25 protein-coding genes are annotated in these 18543 nt (G+C 36.3%); all 25 read right to left on the bottom strand.

What is annotated here, in order from left to right; translation table 11 throughout:
* Positions 1–6: 6 nt before the first annotated feature.
* A complete protein-coding gene (gene fliQ, locus ABS916_RS05460; RefSeq protein WP_350450925.1) occupies positions 7–270 on the bottom strand; it encodes a flagellar biosynthesis protein FliQ in 264 nt (87 codons plus the stop codon).
* An 11-nt stretch (positions 271–281) separates the two neighbouring features.
* Positions 282–1001: a flagellar type III secretion system pore protein FliP gene (gene fliP, locus ABS916_RS05455; RefSeq protein WP_350450924.1), complete on the bottom strand. Its 720-nt coding sequence runs from the start codon at positions 999–1001 to the stop codon at positions 282–284.
* A 47-nt stretch (positions 1002–1048) separates the two neighbouring features.
* The gene (locus ABS916_RS05450) at positions 1049–1441 is read right to left on the bottom strand and encodes a flagellar biosynthetic protein FliO (protein WP_350450923.1); all 393 of its coding nucleotides are present in this window, start codon (positions 1439–1441) and stop codon (positions 1049–1051) included.
* Between the two features lie 24 nt (positions 1442–1465).
* Positions 1466–1936, bottom strand: coding sequence for a flagellar basal body-associated FliL family protein (locus ABS916_RS05445; RefSeq protein ID WP_350450922.1), 471 nt, complete (start codon positions 1934–1936; stop codon positions 1466–1468).
* A gap of 5 nt (positions 1937–1941) precedes the next feature.
* Positions 1942–2655 (bottom strand): flagellar motor protein MotB, encoded by a 714-nt coding sequence (locus tag ABS916_RS05440; RefSeq protein ID WP_350450921.1) that lies wholly within the window; start codon positions 2653–2655, stop codon positions 1942–1944.
* On the bottom strand, positions 2648–3457 hold the full coding sequence (locus tag ABS916_RS05435; protein ID WP_350450920.1) for a motility protein A: 810 nt from the start codon (positions 3455–3457) through the stop codon (positions 2648–2650). Before ABS916_RS05435 ends, ABS916_RS05440 begins: the two co-directional genes overlap by 8 nt.
* Entirely contained in the window at positions 3454–3690 is a 237-nt protein-coding gene (locus tag ABS916_RS05430) for a flagellar FlbD family protein (protein WP_350450919.1), read from the bottom strand. The genes ABS916_RS05435 and ABS916_RS05430 overlap by 4 nt, the downstream gene beginning before the upstream one ends.
* Before the next feature lie 47 nt (positions 3691–3737).
* Positions 3738–4607 (bottom strand): flagellar hook-basal body complex protein, encoded by an 870-nt coding sequence (locus ABS916_RS05425; protein WP_350450918.1) that lies wholly within the window; start codon positions 4605–4607, stop codon positions 3738–3740.
* Between the two features lie 73 nt (positions 4608–4680).
* Positions 4681–5061, bottom strand: a complete 381-nt coding sequence (locus ABS916_RS05420; RefSeq protein ID WP_350450917.1) for a TIGR02530 family flagellar biosynthesis protein — start codon at positions 5059–5061, stop codon at positions 4681–4683.
* The gene (locus ABS916_RS05415; RefSeq protein WP_350450916.1) at positions 5061–5492 is read right to left on the bottom strand and encodes a flagellar hook assembly protein; all 432 of its coding nucleotides are present in this window, start codon (positions 5490–5492) and stop codon (positions 5061–5063) included. Before ABS916_RS05415 ends, ABS916_RS05420 begins: the two co-directional genes overlap by 1 nt.
* A 13-nt stretch (positions 5493–5505) precedes the next feature.
* The gene (locus ABS916_RS05410) at positions 5506–6993 is read right to left on the bottom strand and encodes a flagellar hook-length control protein FliK (protein WP_350450915.1); all 1488 of its coding nucleotides are present in this window, start codon (positions 6991–6993) and stop codon (positions 5506–5508) included.
* Between the two features lie 56 nt (positions 6994–7049).
* On the bottom strand, positions 7050–7463 hold the full coding sequence (fliJ, locus tag ABS916_RS05405; protein ID WP_350450914.1) for a flagellar export protein FliJ: 414 nt from the start codon (positions 7461–7463) through the stop codon (positions 7050–7052).
* Positions 7464–7504: 41 nt separating this feature from the next.
* Positions 7505–8836: a flagellar protein export ATPase FliI gene (fliI, locus tag ABS916_RS05400; RefSeq protein WP_502880585.1), complete on the bottom strand. Its 1332-nt coding sequence runs from the start codon at positions 8834–8836 to the stop codon at positions 7505–7507.
* Between the two features lie 2 nt (positions 8837–8838).
* Positions 8839–9597 (bottom strand): FliH/SctL family protein, encoded by a 759-nt coding sequence (locus ABS916_RS05395; protein ID WP_350450912.1) that lies wholly within the window; start codon positions 9595–9597, stop codon positions 8839–8841.
* Positions 9581–10585 carry a flagellar motor switch protein FliG gene (gene fliG, locus ABS916_RS05390; protein WP_350450911.1) on the bottom strand — a complete coding sequence of 335 codons (1005 nt, stop codon included), beginning with the start codon at positions 10583–10585 and terminating at the stop codon, positions 9581–9583. Before fliG ends, ABS916_RS05395 begins: the two co-directional genes overlap by 17 nt.
* Positions 10586–10593: 8 nt before the next feature.
* Complete coding sequence (gene fliF / locus ABS916_RS05385; protein ID WP_350450910.1) at positions 10594–12165, bottom strand: flagellar basal-body MS-ring/collar protein FliF; 1572 nt, start codon at positions 12163–12165, stop codon at positions 10594–10596.
* A 27-nt stretch (positions 12166–12192) separates the two neighbouring features.
* On the bottom strand, positions 12193–12513 hold the full coding sequence (fliE, locus tag ABS916_RS05380) for a flagellar hook-basal body complex protein FliE (protein ID WP_350450909.1): 321 nt from the start codon (positions 12511–12513) through the stop codon (positions 12193–12195).
* 26 nt (positions 12514–12539) lie between these two features.
* Positions 12540–12977 (bottom strand): flagellar basal body rod protein FlgC, encoded by a 438-nt coding sequence (gene flgC / locus ABS916_RS05375; RefSeq protein ID WP_350450908.1) that lies wholly within the window; start codon positions 12975–12977, stop codon positions 12540–12542.
* 28 nt (positions 12978–13005) lie between these two features.
* On the bottom strand, positions 13006–13386 hold the full coding sequence (flgB, locus tag ABS916_RS05370; RefSeq protein ID WP_350450907.1) for a flagellar basal body rod protein FlgB: 381 nt from the start codon (positions 13384–13386) through the stop codon (positions 13006–13008).
* A 427-nt stretch (positions 13387–13813) separates the two neighbouring features.
* Positions 13814–14179, bottom strand: a complete 366-nt coding sequence (fliS, locus tag ABS916_RS05365) for a flagellar export chaperone FliS (protein WP_350450906.1) — start codon at positions 14177–14179, stop codon at positions 13814–13816.
* A 33-nt stretch (positions 14180–14212) separates the two neighbouring features.
* A complete protein-coding gene (locus ABS916_RS05360) occupies positions 14213–14578 on the bottom strand; it encodes a flagellar cap protein (protein ID WP_350450905.1) in 366 nt (121 codons plus the stop codon).
* 34 nt (positions 14579–14612) lie between these two features.
* Positions 14613–16097, bottom strand: a complete 1485-nt coding sequence (fliD, locus tag ABS916_RS05355) for a flagellar filament capping protein FliD (RefSeq protein WP_350450904.1) — start codon at positions 16095–16097, stop codon at positions 14613–14615.
* A gap of 4 nt (positions 16098–16101) precedes the next feature.
* On the bottom strand, positions 16102–16473 hold the full coding sequence (locus ABS916_RS05350; protein ID WP_350450903.1) for a flagellar protein FlaG: 372 nt from the start codon (positions 16471–16473) through the stop codon (positions 16102–16104).
* Positions 16474–16572: 99 nt separating this feature from the next.
* A complete protein-coding gene (locus ABS916_RS05345; RefSeq protein ID WP_350450902.1) occupies positions 16573–17442 on the bottom strand; it encodes a flagellin N-terminal helical domain-containing protein in 870 nt (289 codons plus the stop codon).
* A gap of 135 nt (positions 17443–17577) precedes the next feature.
* Positions 17578–18429 carry a flagellin N-terminal helical domain-containing protein gene (locus ABS916_RS05340; protein ID WP_034537488.1) on the bottom strand — a complete coding sequence of 284 codons (852 nt, stop codon included), beginning with the start codon at positions 18427–18429 and terminating at the stop codon, positions 17578–17580.
* Between the last annotated feature and the right edge of the window lie 114 nt (positions 18430–18543).

Raw genomic sequence — 18543 nt, 5'->3', positions numbered from 1 at the left:
ACCCTCTCAAAGTGCCGCAATCATTTCAAAAATTTTCTGAGTAAATCCAACCAGACTATTCAGCATAAAATTTCCAAAAACAATTAACGAAACAATCACAGCTAAGATTTTAGGAACAAAACTTAGTGTTTGCTCTTGAAGTTGTGTTGTTGCTTGTATGATACTAATAATCAACCCTATGACTAACGCAATGATCAATGTTGGTCCAGCTACAGTTATCATAACCATAAAGGCTTCTCTTATAATGTCTAAAACTTTTACTGTTGTCATTTTTTACACCTCTACTGAAATCCTGTGACTAACGATTCAACCACCAAGTACCATCCATCAACTAAAACAAATAATAATAACTTAAATGGCAAAGAAATCATGACCGGAGACAACATAAACATCCCCATCGACATTAATATACTGGCCACTACAATATCAATCACTAAAAACGGTATAAAAATTAAAAAGCCAATACTGAATGCCGTCCGTAATTCACTAATAATAAATGCTGGAATAGCTACTGTTAAAGGAAGATCATTCACATCTGCTGGTTTTTCAGTCTCAGATATATCTAAGAATAATTGAATGTCTTCATCTCTTGTTTGCTTGTACATAAACTCTTTTATGGGCAACTCTGCTGATTCAAATGCTGCTTGTCCAGATATTTCTTCATTTATGTAAGGCGTAATCGCGTCATTCATAACATCAGTATAAACAGGCTGCATAATAAACAACGATAAAAACAAGGCGATTCCCATTAACACCAAGTTAGGCGGGTTTTGTTGCGTTCCTAGCGAGCTTCTGACAAATGAAAGTACAACAATGATACGTGTAAAACAAGTTGTCAATACTAAAAATGTTGGGGCTAAACTAAGGGCAGTCGTCAAAAGAAACAATTGCACAACTTGGGAAGTTTCTCCAGTTTCACTGCCTAGAACTTCCGATAATCCACTTAAGCCATCTGTTAGTTCTGCAGCCGTAACGACTTGCGGAAAGAGTAAACTACTCATTAAAAAGAGGGTAAAGGTTAAAACTAAAAACTTTTTCTTTTGCAACTTTATTTCCTCTTTTCATAGAAAGATTGGTACTGAGACTGCAGTGATTTAAAAGTGTGAACGGCTTTTTTCCCCGATTGTTGTTTTTTAGACTTCATCGGAGAAACTAGTGTTGTTTCATCTATACTTGCTGTAATTTTTTCCTTTTCTTCTGCAGTCAGTTCTCTTAATATTTCATTGCGCGTATCTGTAAAACTCATTAAGTAGTACGTGTCCGAAATTTCTACAATGCTAAGGGCTGAACTCTTGCTGATTGGAGTTCTCTCAATCACTTTGATCACTTGATTTTTTTTCGTCATAAACGTATTTAAATATTTCAATCCGTAATTCGCTGCAAGTATGATTACAATCAGAGCCACAACACTTTTCAACACATAACTTAGTCCAAGTTCCAACTTTCTACTCCTCCTTCTTCATTCTTACTGGGTAACAATGTTCGTGATATAAATATCATTAACTACATCTGTCTCCAGCTTTTGATTGATGGCTTCCATTAACTCTTTTTTTATTACCAATTTATTAGCTTCTTCTTCTATAAAAATAGTATCTACGGTTTTCTTACGTAAAACAGAAATAACTGTATCACGAAGTTCAGCTACATTTGCATTCAATAATTCTTCAGCACCTTCTTTTGTGCTGTATAAAGAGATTTCAATTTTCAAAAAATTTCTTTTAGCTGATTCACCAGAATCTAAATTAATTAAAAATTCTTCTAAAGGAACCGTTGTTTCAATTACTTCTTCTTTCGAAAAATTTGCTATCATATCCTGTGCCTTACCTGAAGTAAAACCAAAACTGACGACTGCTCCTATCAAAATTGCAACTAGAACAATAACACTTACAATTATTTTGTTCTTTCCTTTAGCCGCCTTAGCTTCTTCAGTTTTCATCTGTCTTACTCCTCCTGTTGATCATAAACAATTACAATGTTTACTCTTCTATTTTTCGCTTTATTTTCTTCTGAATCATTTGAAACCGTTGGATGATATTCTCCATAACCTTTGGCTGATAGCCGAGTTGGATCGACTTTTCTTTCTTCACTTAAATAACGTAGGACCGATAAAGCTCTACTTGTAGATAATTCCCAGTTGCTGCTGAAATTAGCATTATGCATTGGAACATTATCCGTATACCCTTCTATCACGACCTCATTATCGAATTGTTGAATCAACTCACCTAAATTATTTAACGTATTCTTCCCAGAATCAGCTATAATAGCACTTCCGCTTCCAAATAAAATGGATTCTTGAATATTTACGTAAATTCCATCTTGATCGTATTCAACACTTGCTTGAGATGTTATATTTTTTGTTTCCAAAAATTGCACGACTTCGTTATACATTTTGAGCAATTCCGGATCCACTGTCTCTTCAGTCGTATCTGTTGTTGTATTTACGACTGTACTTCCTTCAAGCATCGATTCTCCGCCGCCAAATGCCAATTGCATAGACTGAGCTGCAGCTTCAAATTTCTCAGCACTAACACTCGACATCGAATAAAGTAAAATAAAAAATGTCAGCAATAAGGACATTAAATCTGAAAAAGTCGTCATCCATCCTGATCCACCAGAATTGTTTTGGGTTTCTTTTTTCTTTCTTCTTCTAGCCATAATTTTGTTCCTCTTGTTGGAGCTTAGCTGCTGCTTTCATTGCTTCTTCTTTACTTTCAAAAGGCATATACCCTTTTAATTTTTGTTCAATGACACGCGGATTTTCACCAGCTTGTAAAGATAAGACACCTTCAATGATCATTTCACAGGTCTTCACCTCTTCAATGGTTTGCATTTGCAAGTTGCTGGCAATTGGAATGAAGACTAGATTGGCTAAGAAACTTCCATAGAAAGTAGTGATCAAAGCTGTTGCCATTCCTACACCAATTGTACTAGGATCATCTAACTCCCCTAGCATAATGATCAATCCGATCAATGTCCCAATCATCCCATAAGCCGGAGCCATTTCGCCCCATTTTAAAAAGATATCTTGACCAACACTATGTCTTTTTTCAATATTTTCCGTCGTAATTTCCATGATATCTCTAATCGTTTCAGGTTCTAACCCATCAACAACCATTTGCAATCCACTTACCATCAATTCATTGTCTTGTTCTTCTATATCCCCTTCAATTGCTAAGATCCCTTGGCTTCTTGCTTTTCTAGATAATGCCGCAAAAGTTTCAATCAGTTTAGCGTAATCAGGGTTTGGATCAAGTATTAATGTTTTCAAAATAGACGGCAATGTTTTGATCGATTTCAATGGGAAGCTTATCAGTATAGCACTGAACGAACCGCCAAGTGTGATAACTAACGAAGGTGTATCAATAAAACTGGCAATATTTCCACTAGAAGTGATCGACCAGATGATCATCCCAAATCCTAAGACTAAACCAACTATTGGTACAATATTCTTTTTCATATTTCTCCTTCTGTAAAACCGTTGTATATTTTTCTTTTGTACTGAATGACTTTTTCTACTATGTCCTCTTCTGTTTCGATGACTCGTACTGTTTTGCCATCCGTTAACGTAATAATAGTGTCGAAAGAACGGTCTATTCGATAAATCAATTCACAATTCAAATAAAATTCTTTTCCTGAAATAGCTGTTAGAGCAATCATACTTAAACCCCATCCTATTTTTTGTTTAGTCATTAACGTAAAAGGTTTTTTGCTGTTTCAAAAAACCTTTTACCTAGGGACTATCTCTTAAGATTAATCAATTCTTCCAACATCGTATCAGAAGTCGTGATACTTCTTGAGTTTGCTTGGTAAGATCTGCTGGTTACAATCATTTCAGTAAACTCATTAGCTAAGTCCACGTTAGACATTTCCAAGAAACCAGAACGAACACTTCCATAACCTGCATCTCCAGGATTACCCGCTACAGGGTCTCCTGAGTTAGCAGAAGCTGAGTACAGGTTTCCACCGTTCTTTTGTAATCCATCAGGGTTAGAGAAAGAAGTTAGTCCCACACGGCCTAAGACCATTGATTTCCCACCACTGTATGATCCTACAATAAATCCATCATTGTCTACGCTGTAACTTTGTAATTCAAGTGCATCTCCTCCATCTGGATTTGGAATTGTTTGAGGAATATTGATAGGTTCCATTGTTGTTCCTAGGCTACCTGGTACAAAAGCTGCATCATTTGCAGCTGGAGCTCCTTGTGAGTACCCTTGGACTTGAAGTCCGCTACTGGTAACTAAATTACCATTGGGATCAGCATATAAGCCACCATCTCTAGTATAAAAAGTATTTGTGCCATCTGTTACTGTGAAAAATGAGCTATCGCCATTTTCAATCCCAAAGTCTAATGCTCTTCCTGTTGATTGCAAAGATCCACCTGTCATAACTGTATCAATTGATCCTACTTGAACCCCTAACCCAACTTGTTGAGCATTGATTCCTGCTTGTGCCGATGCATTTGTTTGGCTTAACATATCTTCAAAACGCACTCTTCCTGTTTTAAAAGCAGTTGTATTTACATTGGCAATATTATTTGAGATAACGTCCATTTTCGTTTGAATATTTTTCATTCCAGTAACACCTGAGTATAGTGATTTTAACATTTCTTTTCCTCCGTTCGGTTATCCCACTTCAGTCGGTCCATGGGATACCAGCTTCTTTTTAAGTCCAGCTGATTTATCCGTTTATTTTTTTTACACTGTCAATATTGGTGATGGTTTCCATTTCACTCGCATTCATAGCTGTAATAATGGTTCGATTATTGATACTTGCAATTAACGCCATATCTTTATATACGATCAATGAATTCTTTGACCCTTTTTGATTCAGCTCTTCTACTGCACCTTCAATAGTTGTTAAGTCAGATTGATTTAATTGTATGCCTCGTTCTTCCATACGTTTTTGAGCATGATTCGAAATTTTCATTTCTGTAGAAGTTGTTTGTGTCTGCAACGATTCCTTAAAGAAAGATTGGAATGTTCGATCAATTTTTTGATTGATTGGGTTAGACCTTTTTTCTATTGTTTGATTTAGTGTACCTTCAACGCGAAAAGACATTAAGTCTGATCACCAACTTCTAAAATAGCGTTTAATGCGTAATCTTTTCCACCAACTTGGATCGTCGCGTAACCTTGATCAAATTTAACTTTATCAACAGTTCCACTGATAAAACCTGATTCTGCACCTGCTACTTTGACTTCTTTATTTAGAAGACTCAAAGCTTGTTGTTGTTGCGTCATTAAGACATTCAAATTCAGCGTTTCTGAAACAGTTGTCAATTGATCCAATGTATTGAATTGTGCCAATTGAGCAAGATAATCGGTTTCTCCACCGCCACCACTGCTTCCACTTTCACCCGGCATAGAAGGCATTTTTATTGAGGCTGCCATAATTTGTAAAAAGTCTTCTGTTGCAAGTTCGTTATTTTTCTTTTCAGTTGATGAGGCATTATTGATTGATCCCATCATGAAGTCTGTTGGAAAGTCCATTCTTTTCTTCCTCTCACACTAATATGCTGAGTCTTTTTGTGTCACTTTTTAGTGTTTCCTCAGATGTTAATGTCTCATTTTCAGTAGCTGTAAAATTCATTTGTTTTCCAAAGACATTCTTCTTCTCTTCTCCCTGTCTTTCTTGGGAATTAAAATCGGATGAAGCATGTTCTTGTAATTGAATGGTTAGGTCACCTAGTCGAATATTTTGGCGATCCAACTTATCCGTTAGTTGGTGCATGCCGTTCGCTAATAAATCTTTGGTCTCCATAGTATCCACAACAATTTTTGTTATCAATACATTATCCTTCAACTCTACGGTAATCTTGACCTCACCCATCCGTTCAGGTGTTAATGTCACATGTGCAATGGATTGTTTGCCACTTAAAACTGTTTCAGCTTGTTGCATGATCACTTCACTTACCTGCTGAATTCCTGCTTGTCTTACAGGTTCTACCACACTCGATTGTTTGATAGAGGTTGCTTCAACGATTTGTTGCTGTTGAACAGGTTGTCCTTGCGTATCAACTTCAGTGACTTTAGTTAATGCATCATAACTTTCTGCTTTTTTAGAACGAGAATCTATGTCTTTCAGAACCCTTTCGGTTGAAAGAGTTTCAGTTAATACTGTTGACTTACTTCCATTACCATCTGCTTCTAATTGTTGAACACTATCAATTGGTGTTTCAGTTGTCTGTGTTGGCAATTCATTTAGTGAATTTACCGTTAAATTATCCGATTCAGTAATGGGTTGGTTAACGATTCGTCCATTTTTCCACTCCGAAGTCAAAAAACGACCAGTTGATAAAATAGTATCAGCCATTACAGTTTCTTTTTTTACAGAAATTTGAACGGACTCTGTTTCAACCAAACTAGATTCTTCCATTAAAATGTTAGTAACATCTTTTTCATTTGCTTTATTAACGGATTCAATAGCTATAGTTGGTTTAGAAACAGGAATTTTTTCTGTTTGTACTAGTTCTTCACTCATTACCATTTGGTCTTTTAAAATCACTTGTGGTTCAATAACTTCTTTCGTTATAGATTCCATATTAGATTCTTCCAGAAGATTTTGGTGCCTATTCATTACCAGATTTTCATCTTGAATACGAGCAATCATTTTTTCAGTTTCACCATGCACTTGTCTGTCAAAAGTCAGCTCACTAGTTTTCATTGGTGAGATCACTTGATTTTTTGGTGGCTCATTCTGATTCATTTCTGCTGGTTGAAGCTCTTGCCTAGGGTTATACAGACCCGTGTAAAGCAAAGGCGTGTCTAAATTAAGTGTTTCATCGGGTGATTCTTCAGTGCTTTCTTCATCTGTTTTTTCTTTTTCAGTCGTCTCTTTGGAATTAGAAACCTCTTTATGTATCGTGCTTGGTTGCTCTTTACTTAAGTACCCTGCAAGTTGAGTTTCGAATTCTTCAGGTAATATTTCCTGCTTTTGATTAGACAGTTGTTGTGGTCCAGTACTACTGGTTACAACAGGAGTTGGGTTCATTTCTTTTTCACCTCCTTTCAATGGGTAATAAGTCCATTTACTTATGAATAGGTCTATTAATAATAGGTTTTCCCGAAACTTAAGGTAGCCATCTCATCTAATTGTTTCTGCTCTTCGTGTTTCTCTTTTTCCATCAAAAATATGTATTCTTTTTCTTTTAACTTTTCCATGACTTTTCGATCTTTATGGGCTTCCATTAACTCAAAACGAGCCACTTCTACTTCTTTTTCAGCTTTAGTAATGAGATTTTTTTGATGAATGATTTTCTCATCAATCATATTTTTATAGAGATGTTGGCGACGCAATACATCGATGCGATTAGTCGATAAACTGTCATTTTTTATTTTAATATTTTCACCTATCAACCGTTGCAGAATAGTTTCTTGTTGATCTTTATGCTGTTGAACTTGCCCTAAGTTCTTTTTTTTCTCTTCCTCGGTATCTGACCGCCAGTCGAGAACTTTTTCCATTGAAAATTTGTAGTTTGCTATATCGTTCACCCCAAGTCACTTTAATTGACGAATTGCTGTACTTCAAAGAGCGTTTTTAACTGGTCAACAACTTCATCAAATGCATACCGTTCATCCACTCGTTGTTTTAAAAAGTCTTTTATCGGTGTATTTAACTGAACCGCTCGATCGACTAATGGGTTGCTGCCTTTGCGATATGCCCCTACATCAATCAAATCTTTTGAATCTGAATACACAGACATATTCTCTTTTAATTTCCCAGCTGTTGTTGAATGTTTATCGGTCGTAATATCTTTCATCAAACGGCTAATACTATTTTGAATATCGATCGCCGGATAATGGTTCTCTGAAGCAATTTTTCGCGACAACACGATATGTCCGTCTAAGATCCCACGTACGGAATCGGCAATGGGTTCATTCATGTCATCTCCCTCAACCAATACGGTATAAAAGGCCGTTATTGAGCCATTTTCAGACATCCCACTTCGTTCTAACAACTTAGGTAATGTCGTAAAGACAGAAGGCGTATACCCTTTAGTTGTTGGTGGCTCGCCAGTTGCCAACCCAATTTCACGTTGTGCCATCGCTACACGCGTAACCGAGTCCATCATCAACACAACTTTTTTGCCCTGATCTCGAAAATACTCCGCAATTGTAGTTGCTACGGAAGCTCCCTTTAACCGCACAAGTGGTGGCATGTCAGATGTTGCACAGACCACGACCGATTTCCGGTACCCTTCTTCGCCTAAATCTTTTTCGATAAATTCCAGAACTTCTCTTCCACGCTCTCCAATCAGACCAATCACAATCACATCGGCTTCAATGTAGCGAGCCATCATACCTAGTAAGGTGCTTTTTCCGACCCCACTACCCGCAAATATCCCGACCCTTTGCCCTTCTCCGACTGTCAGCGTTCCATCGATTGCTTTTATCCCGGTCGGCATGACATCTTTGATTTTTTTTCGTTTAAACGGGTTTGGTGAACTTCTATTTACGTCATAAAACACGCCATCGACTTCTAAAGAAGTATCCATCGGCCGGCCTAAACCGTCCAACGTATTTCCCAACAATTTTTCACTGATTTCGACTTTAAGTGTTTTACCAGTCGGTTTCACTAAACAACCTGGCCCAATGCCTTCTAATTCATCTAAAGGCATCAACAAGACCATTTCATCGACGAATCCAACGACTTCGCTCAATGCAATTCTGCCAGATGACTTGATGTGGATTTCGCACACTTCACCAACAAACGCATCTAATCCTTCTACTTTAATAATCAAGCCTGTCACTTGACTAACTTTCCCCATCTTTAAGTAGTAGTTCTTTTTATTCAATTGGTTGTGATACGTTTCAAAAGGAATCTCAAACATTATCGTCACTCCACATTCTTCATCTCATCTATCATGGCATCCAATTGCTTTCTCACTTGTAAATCCACGATTGCATGAGCATTTTCTACTACACAACCGTTTTTATCCAAGGTATTATCAGATAGTACTGCAAATCGAATATCTTGATTTTCTTTTTCAAACTCTTTAACTTTTTCTTTTACTAATTCTTTTTGTTCTGGTCGAACCAATAAAGTAATAAATTGATCTTCTCGCTTCAAACGGTGAAGCACCGGCTTAATTAAGTCCATGACTTGGTCTGATGAAGCATCAATGTTTTTATGGACAATAGTTTCAGCCATATGTCCTGCTAACTCAATAAATTCATTTTTTTTCGCTTGATAATAATGTTCTACTACTTCTTGTGCTTCATTTAACATTAGTCGGATAGTTTCTCTCATCCGCTGGCTTTCCTCATCCGCTTGTTTCATACCAATAGCATAGCCCGTTGTGTAACCCGTTTCGTAACCTTTTGTTTTACCATCTTCAAACCCTTGTTTTTCAGCTGCTTCTTTTAATTTAATCGCTTCATTTTCTGCTTCAGAAAGAATAATTTGTTTCTTTTTACGCGTTTCATCTAGTAAAGCTCTAGCTTGAAGAGCTTCAATGGGTTCCACTATCTGCTCTTCTTTAGAATAACTTTCCTCTTCAGGACGCTTGTCCGCTGTCATCTCCGTTTGGATAAATGACCGGCTGTCTTGAGTAAAAGACTGTCCTTGCTTAATGATCTTATGAGATAATGGCATCTTGTTCGCCTCTTCTCAAGTAAATCTCGCCTTTTTCATCTAAGCGACGTATCACGGTTACAATGCGTTGTTGAGCTTCCTCAACCGCAGATAAGCGAATAGGTCCCATGAATTGAAGATCCTCTTTAAGGGTTTCAACCGCACGTGAAGAAAGGTTGGTATAAACGAAATTCTTGATTTCATCCGATACGCCTTTAAGTGCCAATGCCAAATCGTCATTCTTAACGTCTCTAAGAACTTTTTGCACATCGCCTTTTTCAAGAGTGATGATATCTTCGAATGTAAATAGACTTGCTTTGATTTCTTCAGCCAATTCGGGTTGTTTTTCTTCCAATACACTAATGATATTTTTCTCTGTGCTTCGTCCAACAGAATTTAAGATCTCTACTAATGTACGAACGCCACCAACTGTTTCCAAATCATTTTCAATGTAATTAGAAAATTTATTTTCAATAACTTTTTCGATCTTTTCAATAATGGCTGGAGAAGTACTCGTGATGGTTCCGATTCTTTCAGCAATTTCCGATTGCAGTTCAATTGGAAATTCAGCTAAAATAATGGCTGCTTTTTCAGGCTGCATGTAACATAAAATCAAAGCCACAGTTTGTGGTTGCTCATTTAACAACAGATTAGTCAGTTGTTGCGGATCCGCTTTTCGTGCAATATTAAATGGACGCTCACGTAATTGGATTTGATTCAACATATCGATCACTTCTTTAGCACGTTGAGGACCAATGGCCATATTCAGTAAGTTTTTAGCGTAATCGATTCCTCCATCGATGACGTATTCTCTTGCTTGAGACATTTCGATGAATTCATTAATGACTGCATCCCGTTCTTCTGGGTTCACATAATCAATATTGGCTATTTCATAACTCACTTTTTGAATGTAGCTGTCAGGCAAACTTTTCATAATTTTGGCTGCTGTTTCTGAGCCTAGAGATATCAGCAATATAGCCGCTTTTTTTAACCCGTCTACTTCTTTCATATCTTCACCTACTCATCTTTCATCCAAATTTTAATCAAGTCAGCTGCGCCTTCCGGACTTTCTTTCGCGTAATCTCTTACTGTACTTTCTTTTTCAGACATATTTTTATTCAACTCTCTTTTAAGGTCCGCTTGTTCTTTTGCTTTTCTTTCTTCTTCTGTTGGTTGAATAGGTCGCATAGGTTGTACGATTGGTTCAGGTTCTTCCTCCTCAAAGAAATCTAACTCATCATCATCATTTCGTTTACGAAGTAGACGTAACAATACGATAAGAATAATTAAAATGGCTAATCCTCCTACAAGATAAGGCCAATACCGCAGAAGTGTATCTCGAATACTGCTTTTCAATTGTTCCGGTGCTGTAGTATCGGTTGCATCCGTAGTGGTTGCAAAATCGATCCCTTGTATTGAAATGGTGTCACGTTCTTCAATAGAACCAATTGTGGTAGCCACGATTGCTTCAAGAGATTCTTGATCAGCTGGATTTAAATTGCCGTCAAAAATAACCGAAGCACTTAGTTTTTCCACTTCTCCGGGTGCTTTAATAGTATTGGTTGTTTCCGAATTCAGCTCATAATTCGTCGTACGGTTATAGGTAGAGTTTCCACCTTCTTCACCACTTTGAATTTGGTTGATACTATTTTCAAACCCTTCGCCTTCTTCAACATCAATCGTTCCACCACCTGCAGAAACCGTTTCGCTCCGAACAGAAGAATCACCGTAATTGATAATCTCGCTTTCACTTGAATCAAAATTCATCTCCGCATTTACTGCAACCGTCATTTTATCCATTCCATAAATTGGTCCCAGTGTTTGGAGTAATTTTTGTTCCAATTCTTGTTCATAACTTTTAGTGATCGCTTGGTATTTGCTAACCAGATCGGTCGCATTTAGATTTCCTTCATCTTCCAATGCCGTACTCAATAAATTACCCGCTGTATCAACAATTTTGATATTTTCTTTCGGTAGATTATCAACTGCTCCAGAAATCAATGACGCAATTCCTTGAACTGCAGACACTGGGATTTGAGTCCCACTTATTGGAGTCAATACAATAGAAGCAGAAGCTTGTGATTGATTTTCTTCACTTGTAAAAACACTGTCTTCTGGTAGTGATAACATGACTTTTGCTTGATCAATAGAGTCCAAAGCAGAAATAGAGCGTTCCAACTCACCGGTGACAGCTCTTTGGTACATGATTTTACGGTCTTCATCAGTCGCCATCATGCTGGTTTCATCAAATATTTCAAAACCTGTGGTACTCTTTGGCAGCATATCATTTACAGCCAATTCAATTCTATATGTATCTACTTGAGCTTGATCAATTAATATCGTTGTCCCATCATCTTCTAACTTATACTTGATGCCTTTAGTCTTTATATCATTAACGATTGTACCTGCATCAGCTTCTTCCAAATCAGAAAACAGTGTGGCATACTCTACCTTTTGTGTGTAATAGGTCAAACCTGACACAATACTGATGATAAAGATGAGAACAAAAACTAACCCCATTTGTTTGCCTTTGCCTAAATTCTTCCAACCGTCTTTGATGCCAGTCCAGATTTTCTTCATTCCATCCATTATTAGCATAACTCCCTCAAAAACTCATTAAAATTGCATGTTTTTTATTTCGTTGTAAGCTTCTAGTCCTTTATTTCTTAATTGTAAAGCTAATTCTAATGACAATTGTGCCTCTGATGTTTGAATCATGACATTATGTAAATTGTCTGTGTTACCAGTAATTAAGTCTTGTACACCTTGATCCGCTGTAACTTGTTGTTCATTTAATGAACTCATCGCGTTTTCCAACATGCCTGAAAATGACGATAAACCATTTGCCGCTTCTGTTGGTTGTTCATTCAGTCCACCGGTTAAAGTTGTTTGAGTTGGCCCACTTACTAAGTTATTAAAAAGTGCATCTACATTCATTTAAATTCTCCTCTAAACTCATTTTATTACCCAATAGTGATTTGCAAGGCTTTAGTCAGCATTTCTTTGCTGGCATTCATAGCTGTTACATTAGCGTCATAGGTACGCAATGTCGTCATCATATCAATCATTTCATCTGCCATATTCACGTTTGGCATTTGAACGTAGCCTTCTTCATTGGCATCAGGATGTGTAGGATTGTACTCCATCACGAGGTCCTCTGTATTTCCTCTAATTTCAGTCGGCTTAACTCCAAAGCTTTTTTCAGTACCTTGACCGGCTAAAGACGTTTCAACTTGTTTGAAACTCTCTTCAAATACGACTTCTTTTTTTAAATAAGGACCTTCGCCGTCCTCTGTTCGCGTGGTATTCACATTTGCAATGTTTGTTGAAATCGTGTCTAACTTCAATCGTTCTAAACTTAACCCGCTCGCATTTATCTGCATCGAATCAAAAATGGACATTCTTACACCTTCTTCATCTTTTTAGGCACTACTTCGTAATTACACTACGCAACATAGAGTACTTCGCGTTTAATTGACTCACCAGTGAATTATAATAAATACTATTGCTCGCTTCTTCAGCCATTTCAATATCGATGTCAACATTGTTGCCATTCTCTTTTACTGAAGTATCCGTCCTTTTTGATACGACCGGTGTCACTTCATTTAAATTTCCAAAACCGATATGTAGATCGTTAGTCTTATCCATTGCTGTACCATTCGAAACATTTTCTAAAATACTTTCAAATTCTACTTTATTCACTTTGTAGTCTGCTGTATTAACATTCGCAATATTACTTGAAATCATTTCTTGTCTCATGGACGCTGCATCTAATGCATTTTTCATTAAATTAAAAGTAGGATCACTCATTGTATTTCCTCCCATATAATAATTTTTAAACTTACTAAATTATAATTGTATTCTTTTTTTATCATCGTTTATTAATAAAATACAAACGTTATTAATCTTTATACTATCATTAGTCGTTTTTATGGTTAACTATGCAGTCATATCAGCCCTAGGAAAGTATATCTTAATTGTTTTTTTTCAGCAATAGTCTTTACAGAAACATTACAGAGTAATAAAAAACAACTATGTTTTTTTACACTCTTTAATTTTTTCTCATTTATTTCCTATTGATTTGAACATCAAATCAAAACGCCGTTCTACTCTAATTTCATACAAAAAAACCTTACTTTTTTTAAAGTAAGGAGGATGTATCTCATTCAATTTACAGTATGATTTCAAACATTTTAAAAATGTGTCTAAAAATCAACAAATGTTGTTTTTTTATATTTCACTCAATTTCAATCCAAGCATCCCGAAGTTCCTCGATTAATTTGCGACTATGTTGGACGTCTTCAACATTTTTCGATATGTTTGCTTTGACTAATTCACTAGCAAGGTACTCATACATTCGGTACAGGTTTTCTGCAACCTCTCCACCTTTTTCAAAGTCTAACGTATTCATTAACTCCGCTAGAATATCTTGTGCTTTGATCAATACTTGATTTGTCTTTTCAATATTCTTTTCAGCAATATTGATTTCAGCTAATTTCAAATTTTTGATGCAACCTTCATATAAAAGGACAATCAATTTTTTTGGAGATGCATTTAAAATTTGATTTTCTTTATAAATCGCTGATCCATTTTTTTGGTACATTCTTTTACCTCCTGCTTTTTAACCTAGTCTTTACTAGATGCCTCTGTCTACAAATACCGGAGCGCGTTGCACCGAAACATAATTATCTCTAACTTTATTTTTTTGGTTGATTTGTTTCATTTTATTCATCAAGCTTGTCTTTTCGCCGCGAATCGTGGCAATCATTTGCTGTTGTTTTGGAATGATTACACTAAGAAGTTGTTTTTCAACTGAAGTGTACTGAAATGCCTCATCTTCACTTAACTGTTCTTCAATCTTCTTTAATTGATCCATATTTCGTTCATTTTCAGATATTAGTGTTACAGCTTCTTCTGCACTGCCATTCCATGAATCCAGCAAAGCCTTAATGTTTTCCAATACATCCGTTCGAAGTGTAGCCCATTGAGTATCGGTCGTCATGATGAGCACTCCTTCCTTAATTTTGCTATTCTATCTAATCTGTTGTACTAAATTGACTTTGTAAGTAAGCTAATTGCGATTCAGCTTCCATCATAGCTGTATCTAGGCGGGTAAACATAGCAACATAATTTTCACGTTTCTTCACTAAACGTTCATTGAATTTTGTAATACTGCTAGAAAGATCTTTTAATGATTTATCGTATGTGTCAGATTTAGTTGCAATAATCCCAGTCTTTTCTGAAATATACGTATCCACTAGCGCACGCATTTTTTGAGCCATACCCACTTCAACTTCAGTGGTTACAGTTGTTTCTTTACCATCCTCATCCACATTCGTTGTTTCAGTTGAAGTTGTTTGAAACAACATTTTTTTCACAGCTATTGGATCATCTGTTAGTGCTGTTTTTAATTTTCCTGGATCAAGAGTTGCGGCACCATAACGATCTACTGAAATCCCAATTGATTCTAAATTGTTATATGCAGCATTTCCAGTATTCACGCTTTGAGTCATTAAGGAACGCAAACTTGATTGCAACCGCATTAATGAACTATCACCTGCTAGTGCTCCAGTAGTATTCCCTTCTGCTGAAGGATCCCCTACGTCTAATTGATCGCCTATAAACGTTAACGTTGAATTGTATTGATCCACAAATTCCTGAAATGCTTTTACTGACGTATCTATATCTTCTTTAATGCCAATAGTAATAGGCTTAGAGGCTTCCGTTACGCCTTTTAGTTCAAGTGTTAAACCTTCGACAGCATCGTTGATACTATTGGTATCGCGAGTCATTTCAATACCGTCTATCTTAAGTATTGCAGACTGTCCAGCTACTTGTTTTGAGTCTGCTCCTAACCCTAGTTCATCAATCATACTGCTCGTGCCTGTGTTGCCTCCAGCAGTTAATGTACCTTCAAATGACATTGTGCGTTCGCCCATTTTACTATCCGTCATAACAATTCTATTATCCACGATTTTAGCTTGTATTCCTGATTCTTTTGATTTTTCATTGATTTTTCCAACGATATCTTTCAAGCTGTCTTTCTCTAAAATTTCAATTTCAAATCCTACTTTAGGCGTTTCACCCTCTACTACTGGACCAGCCTTTTCTTGATTTATAATGGTAAATGTTCCGGTTAGCCCCAAACTTTCTTTAATTGTTTTTCCAGCAGCTGAACTAATAACACCTGATGTTGTTTGGGTTGCCGTTGCTAATCGAGATACTTCAATGCTATAATCACTTGCTGTCGAATCTGTATTAGCTGTAATACCAACTTTACTTTCGTCACTGGATGTTGCTAGTTTTGATTGAAATGTTTTATCCTCTCCGAGAGTACCTAGCTTTGTAAACAAACTATCTAACCGTGTATTGATATCTTTCCAAGCATTTTTTTCTGCTGTAATGCTTGTTTGCTTGTTTGTATATTGAACAAGCTTACCAGATTCGGCTTCAATCATTGAGTCAATTGTTGCTGAATCGATACCTGAATATGATCCTAAAAAACTAATACTACCAGCCATTATTTCACTCCTTTCGATCTACTACTATCCCTGCCATGTCCCAAATACCCGCAATCACGTCAAGCATTTTTTCTGGTGGAATTTCTTTTACTACTTCTTCTGTTTGTTTATCGACCAGTCTAACAACCGTTCTGCCTGTACCTTTATGCACTTTGAAATCAAATTGAATGTTTAATCCCAATAAGAACTGATTGGCTTTTTCTATAGATTGCCTCAGTTCTTCTTTAGATATTTCAGAAACGATTATAGGTTCATTTATTTCTTTTGTACCTGAAGTACCTTTTATGTATGATTTTTGTATAGCAGATTGATGGATTGCATTCGATTCTACCGGACGAATCTGAAGAGATTTAGTGACAACTTGTACAATATCCATACTTGACAACTCCATTTCTCAACATCGTATAGTTTACTATAAATAAAAAGCCGGCACAATGCCGGCTTTTTATTATGCTTCAAAGTTTTTATGCAATTATTATTGTAATAATTGTAGTACACCTTGAGGCATTTGGTTAGCTTGTGCCAACATTGCTGTTGAAGCTTGAGAAAGAATATTTGATTTAGTGAAGCTCATCATTTCTTCAGCCATATCTACGTCAGTAATACGAGAATTAGCTTCTGATAAGTTTTCTTTTGTTGTAGCTAAGTTAGAAACAGTGTGATCTAAACGATTTTGTGTTGCACCTAGGTTTGCACGTTCTGTTGATACTGAACTAATTGCATCGTCAAGTTTTCCAATAACTGTATCAAAATCAGCTGCTGATAAAGTATCAGTTGAAACGTCTAGTTTATCTGCTGCATCTAATACACCATCTGTAACAGTTCCAACTTTAAGAGATGCTGCTGTCATGTCTGCTACTTTTAACGTAATATCTTGTCCCTTGTTAGCACCGATTTGGAAAGTAAAGCTACTTCCCTCTCCTACAGCTCCTTCTTTTAATAGTTTCTTACCATTAAATTCAGTTTGGTTAGCAATACGGTCTACTTCTAATGTTAATGAATCCATTTCTTTTTGGATTGCTCCCCTATCTTCAGAAGTATTTGTATCATTTTTAGCTTGAACAGCTAAATCACGCATGCGGTTTAAGATACTGTGTGTTTCTGTTAATCCACCTTCTGCTGTTTGAATCAATGAAATTCCATCTTGGGCATTACGTGAAGCTTGATTCATACCACTGATTTGGTTTTTCATTTTTTCAGAGATTGCTAAACCTGCTGCGTCATCCCCAGCTTTATTGATGCGTAGTCCAGATGATAGTTTAGCTAGTGAACTGCTTTTTGAAGCATTAGCTGAAGTTAGTTGAGAGTAAGTATTCATTGCTGCTGTGTTTGTATTGATTCTCATTATATTATTCCTCCTAAGTTTAAAATTTAATTGCTTTTCTTGTTTTATATCGGGCGATTTTTAGCTTCGTTAATATAAAAATTGAAATAAAAATTATTTATTTCAACTTTTATACTTACTGACTGATTCAAATTTTTATTGTAATAATTGTAGTACGCCTTGAGGCATTTGATTAGCTTGTGCCAACATTGCTGTTGAAGCTTGAGAAAGGATATTTGATTTAGTGAAACTCATCATTTCTTCAGCCATATCTACATCAGTAATACGAGAATTAGCTTCTGATAAGTTTTCTTTTGTTGTAGCTAAGTTAGAAACAGTGTGATCTAAACGGTTTTGTGTTGCACCTAAGTTTGCGCGTTCAGTTGATACTGAACTAATTGCTGTATCTAGATCTTCAATTACTTTATCAAAATCAGCTGCTGCAGTCGATACATCTGGACCGGTCATTGTGTCACCTGTACCCGTACCTACTCCTAATTCACTAGCTGTCATATTAGATATACTTAAAGTAATATCTTGTCCTTTGTTAGCACCGATTTGGAAAGTGAAGCTAGTACCACTAGTACCATCATCTGCAGTTAATAATTTTTTTCCGTTAAACTCTGTCTGATTTGCAATGCGGTCTACTTCTTTAGTAAGAGAATCCATTTCTTTTTGGATAGCTCCTCTATCTTCGTCAGTATTCGTATCATTTTTAGATTGAACAGCTAAATCACGCATACGGTTTAAGATGCTGTGTGTTTCTGTTAATCCACCCTCAGCTGTTTGAATCAATGAAATTCCATCTTGAGCGTTACGTGAAGCTTGATTCATACCGCTGATTTGATTTTTCATTTTTTCTGAGATTGCTAATCCTGCTGCATCATCCCCAGCTTTGTTGATACGTAATCCTGATGATAGTTTAGCTAATGAGCTGCTTTTTGAAGCGTTAGCTGATGTTAATTGAGAGTAAGTATTCATTGCTGCTGTATTTGTATTGATTCTCATGTTATATTTCCTCCTAAGGTCTATTTTGTGAAGGTGTTGCCTTCTACATCTTATATCGGTATCTTTCTTTTTCTGTTAAGCTTTTTTTATGTTACTGAACAAATCATATTTTAT

Origin of the sequence: Carnobacterium sp. (assembly GCF_040274945.1) — a bacterium.
Taxonomy (GTDB): domain Bacteria; phylum Bacillota; class Bacilli; order Lactobacillales; family Carnobacteriaceae; genus Carnobacterium_B.
The sequence above is the reverse complement of the archived record's forward strand: the minus strand, read 5'-3'. Positions and strand labels throughout refer to the sequence as shown.

Bases quoted from the DNA above. Each gene is read 5' to 3' on its own strand.
- ABS916_RS05410 (WP_350450915.1), bottom strand. From the start codon at position 6,993: ATGAACCCAACTCCTGTTGTAACCAGTAGTACTGGACCACAACAACTG.
- ABS916_RS05425 (WP_350450918.1), bottom strand. From the start codon at position 4,607: ATGTTAAAATCACTATACTCAGGTGTTACTGGAATGAAAAATATTCAA.
- fliD (WP_350450904.1), bottom strand. From the start codon at position 16,097: ATGGCTGGTAGTATTAGTTTTTTAGGATCATATTCAGGTATCGATTCA.
- ABS916_RS05415 (WP_350450916.1), bottom strand. From the start codon at position 5,492: ATGGACTTTCCAACAGACTTCATGATGGGATCAATCAATAATGCCTCA.
- ABS916_RS05445 (WP_350450922.1), bottom strand. From the start codon at position 1,936: ATGAAAACTGAAGAAGCTAAGGCGGCTAAAGGAAAGAACAAAATAATT.
- ABS916_RS05340 (WP_034537488.1), bottom strand. From the start codon at position 18,429: ATGAGAATCAATACAAATACAGCAGCAATGAATACTTACTCTCAATTA.
- ABS916_RS05430 (WP_350450919.1), bottom strand. From the start codon at position 3,690: ATGACTAAACAAAAAATAGGATGGGGTTTAAGTATGATTGCTCTAACA.
- ABS916_RS05350 (WP_350450903.1), bottom strand. From the start codon at position 16,473: ATGGATATTGTACAAGTTGTCACTAAATCTCTTCAGATTCGTCCGGTA.
- ABS916_RS05345 (WP_350450902.1), bottom strand. From the start codon at position 17,442: ATGAGAATCAATACAAACACAGCAGCAATGAATACTTACTCTCAACTA.
- ABS916_RS05395 (WP_350450912.1), bottom strand. From the start codon at position 9,597: ATGCCATTATCTCATAAGATCATTAAGCAAGGACAGTCTTTTACTCAA.
- ABS916_RS05420 (WP_350450917.1), bottom strand. From the start codon at position 5,061: ATGTCTTTTCGCGTTGAAGGTACACTAAATCAAACAATAGAAAAAAGG.
- fliG (WP_350450911.1), bottom strand. From the start codon at position 10,585: ATGAAAGAAGTAGACGGGTTAAAAAAAGCGGCTATATTGCTGATATCT.
- fliP (WP_350450924.1), bottom strand. From the start codon at position 1,001: ATGAGTAGTTTACTCTTTCCGCAAGTCGTTACGGCTGCAGAACTAACA.
- ABS916_RS05440 (WP_350450921.1), bottom strand. From the start codon at position 2,655: ATGGCTAGAAGAAGAAAGAAAAAAGAAACCCAAAACAATTCTGGTGGA.
- fliS (WP_350450906.1), bottom strand. From the start codon at position 14,179: ATGTACCAAAAAAATGGATCAGCGATTTATAAAGAAAATCAAATTTTA.
- fliQ (WP_350450925.1), bottom strand. From the start codon at position 270: ATGACAACAGTAAAAGTTTTAGACATTATAAGAGAAGCCTTTATGGTT.
- fliJ (WP_350450914.1), bottom strand. From the start codon at position 7,463: ATGGAAAAAGTTCTCGACTGGCGGTCAGATACCGAGGAAGAGAAAAAA.
- fliF (WP_350450910.1), bottom strand. From the start codon at position 12,165: ATGGATGGAATGAAGAAAATCTGGACTGGCATCAAAGACGGTTGGAAG.
- ABS916_RS05435 (WP_350450920.1), bottom strand. From the start codon at position 3,457: ATGAAAAAGAATATTGTACCAATAGTTGGTTTAGTCTTAGGATTTGGG.
- fliE (WP_350450909.1), bottom strand. From the start codon at position 12,513: ATGAATGTAGATGCACTTTTTAATAACTTAGTAAGTGGGCCAACTCAA.
- flgC (WP_350450908.1), bottom strand. From the start codon at position 12,977: ATGTCCATTTTTGATTCGATGCAGATAAATGCGAGCGGGTTAAGTTTA.
- ABS916_RS05360 (WP_350450905.1), bottom strand. From the start codon at position 14,578: ATGACGACCGATACTCAATGGGCTACACTTCGAACGGATGTATTGGAA.
- flgB (WP_350450907.1), bottom strand. From the start codon at position 13,386: ATGAGTGATCCTACTTTTAATTTAATGAAAAATGCATTAGATGCAGCG.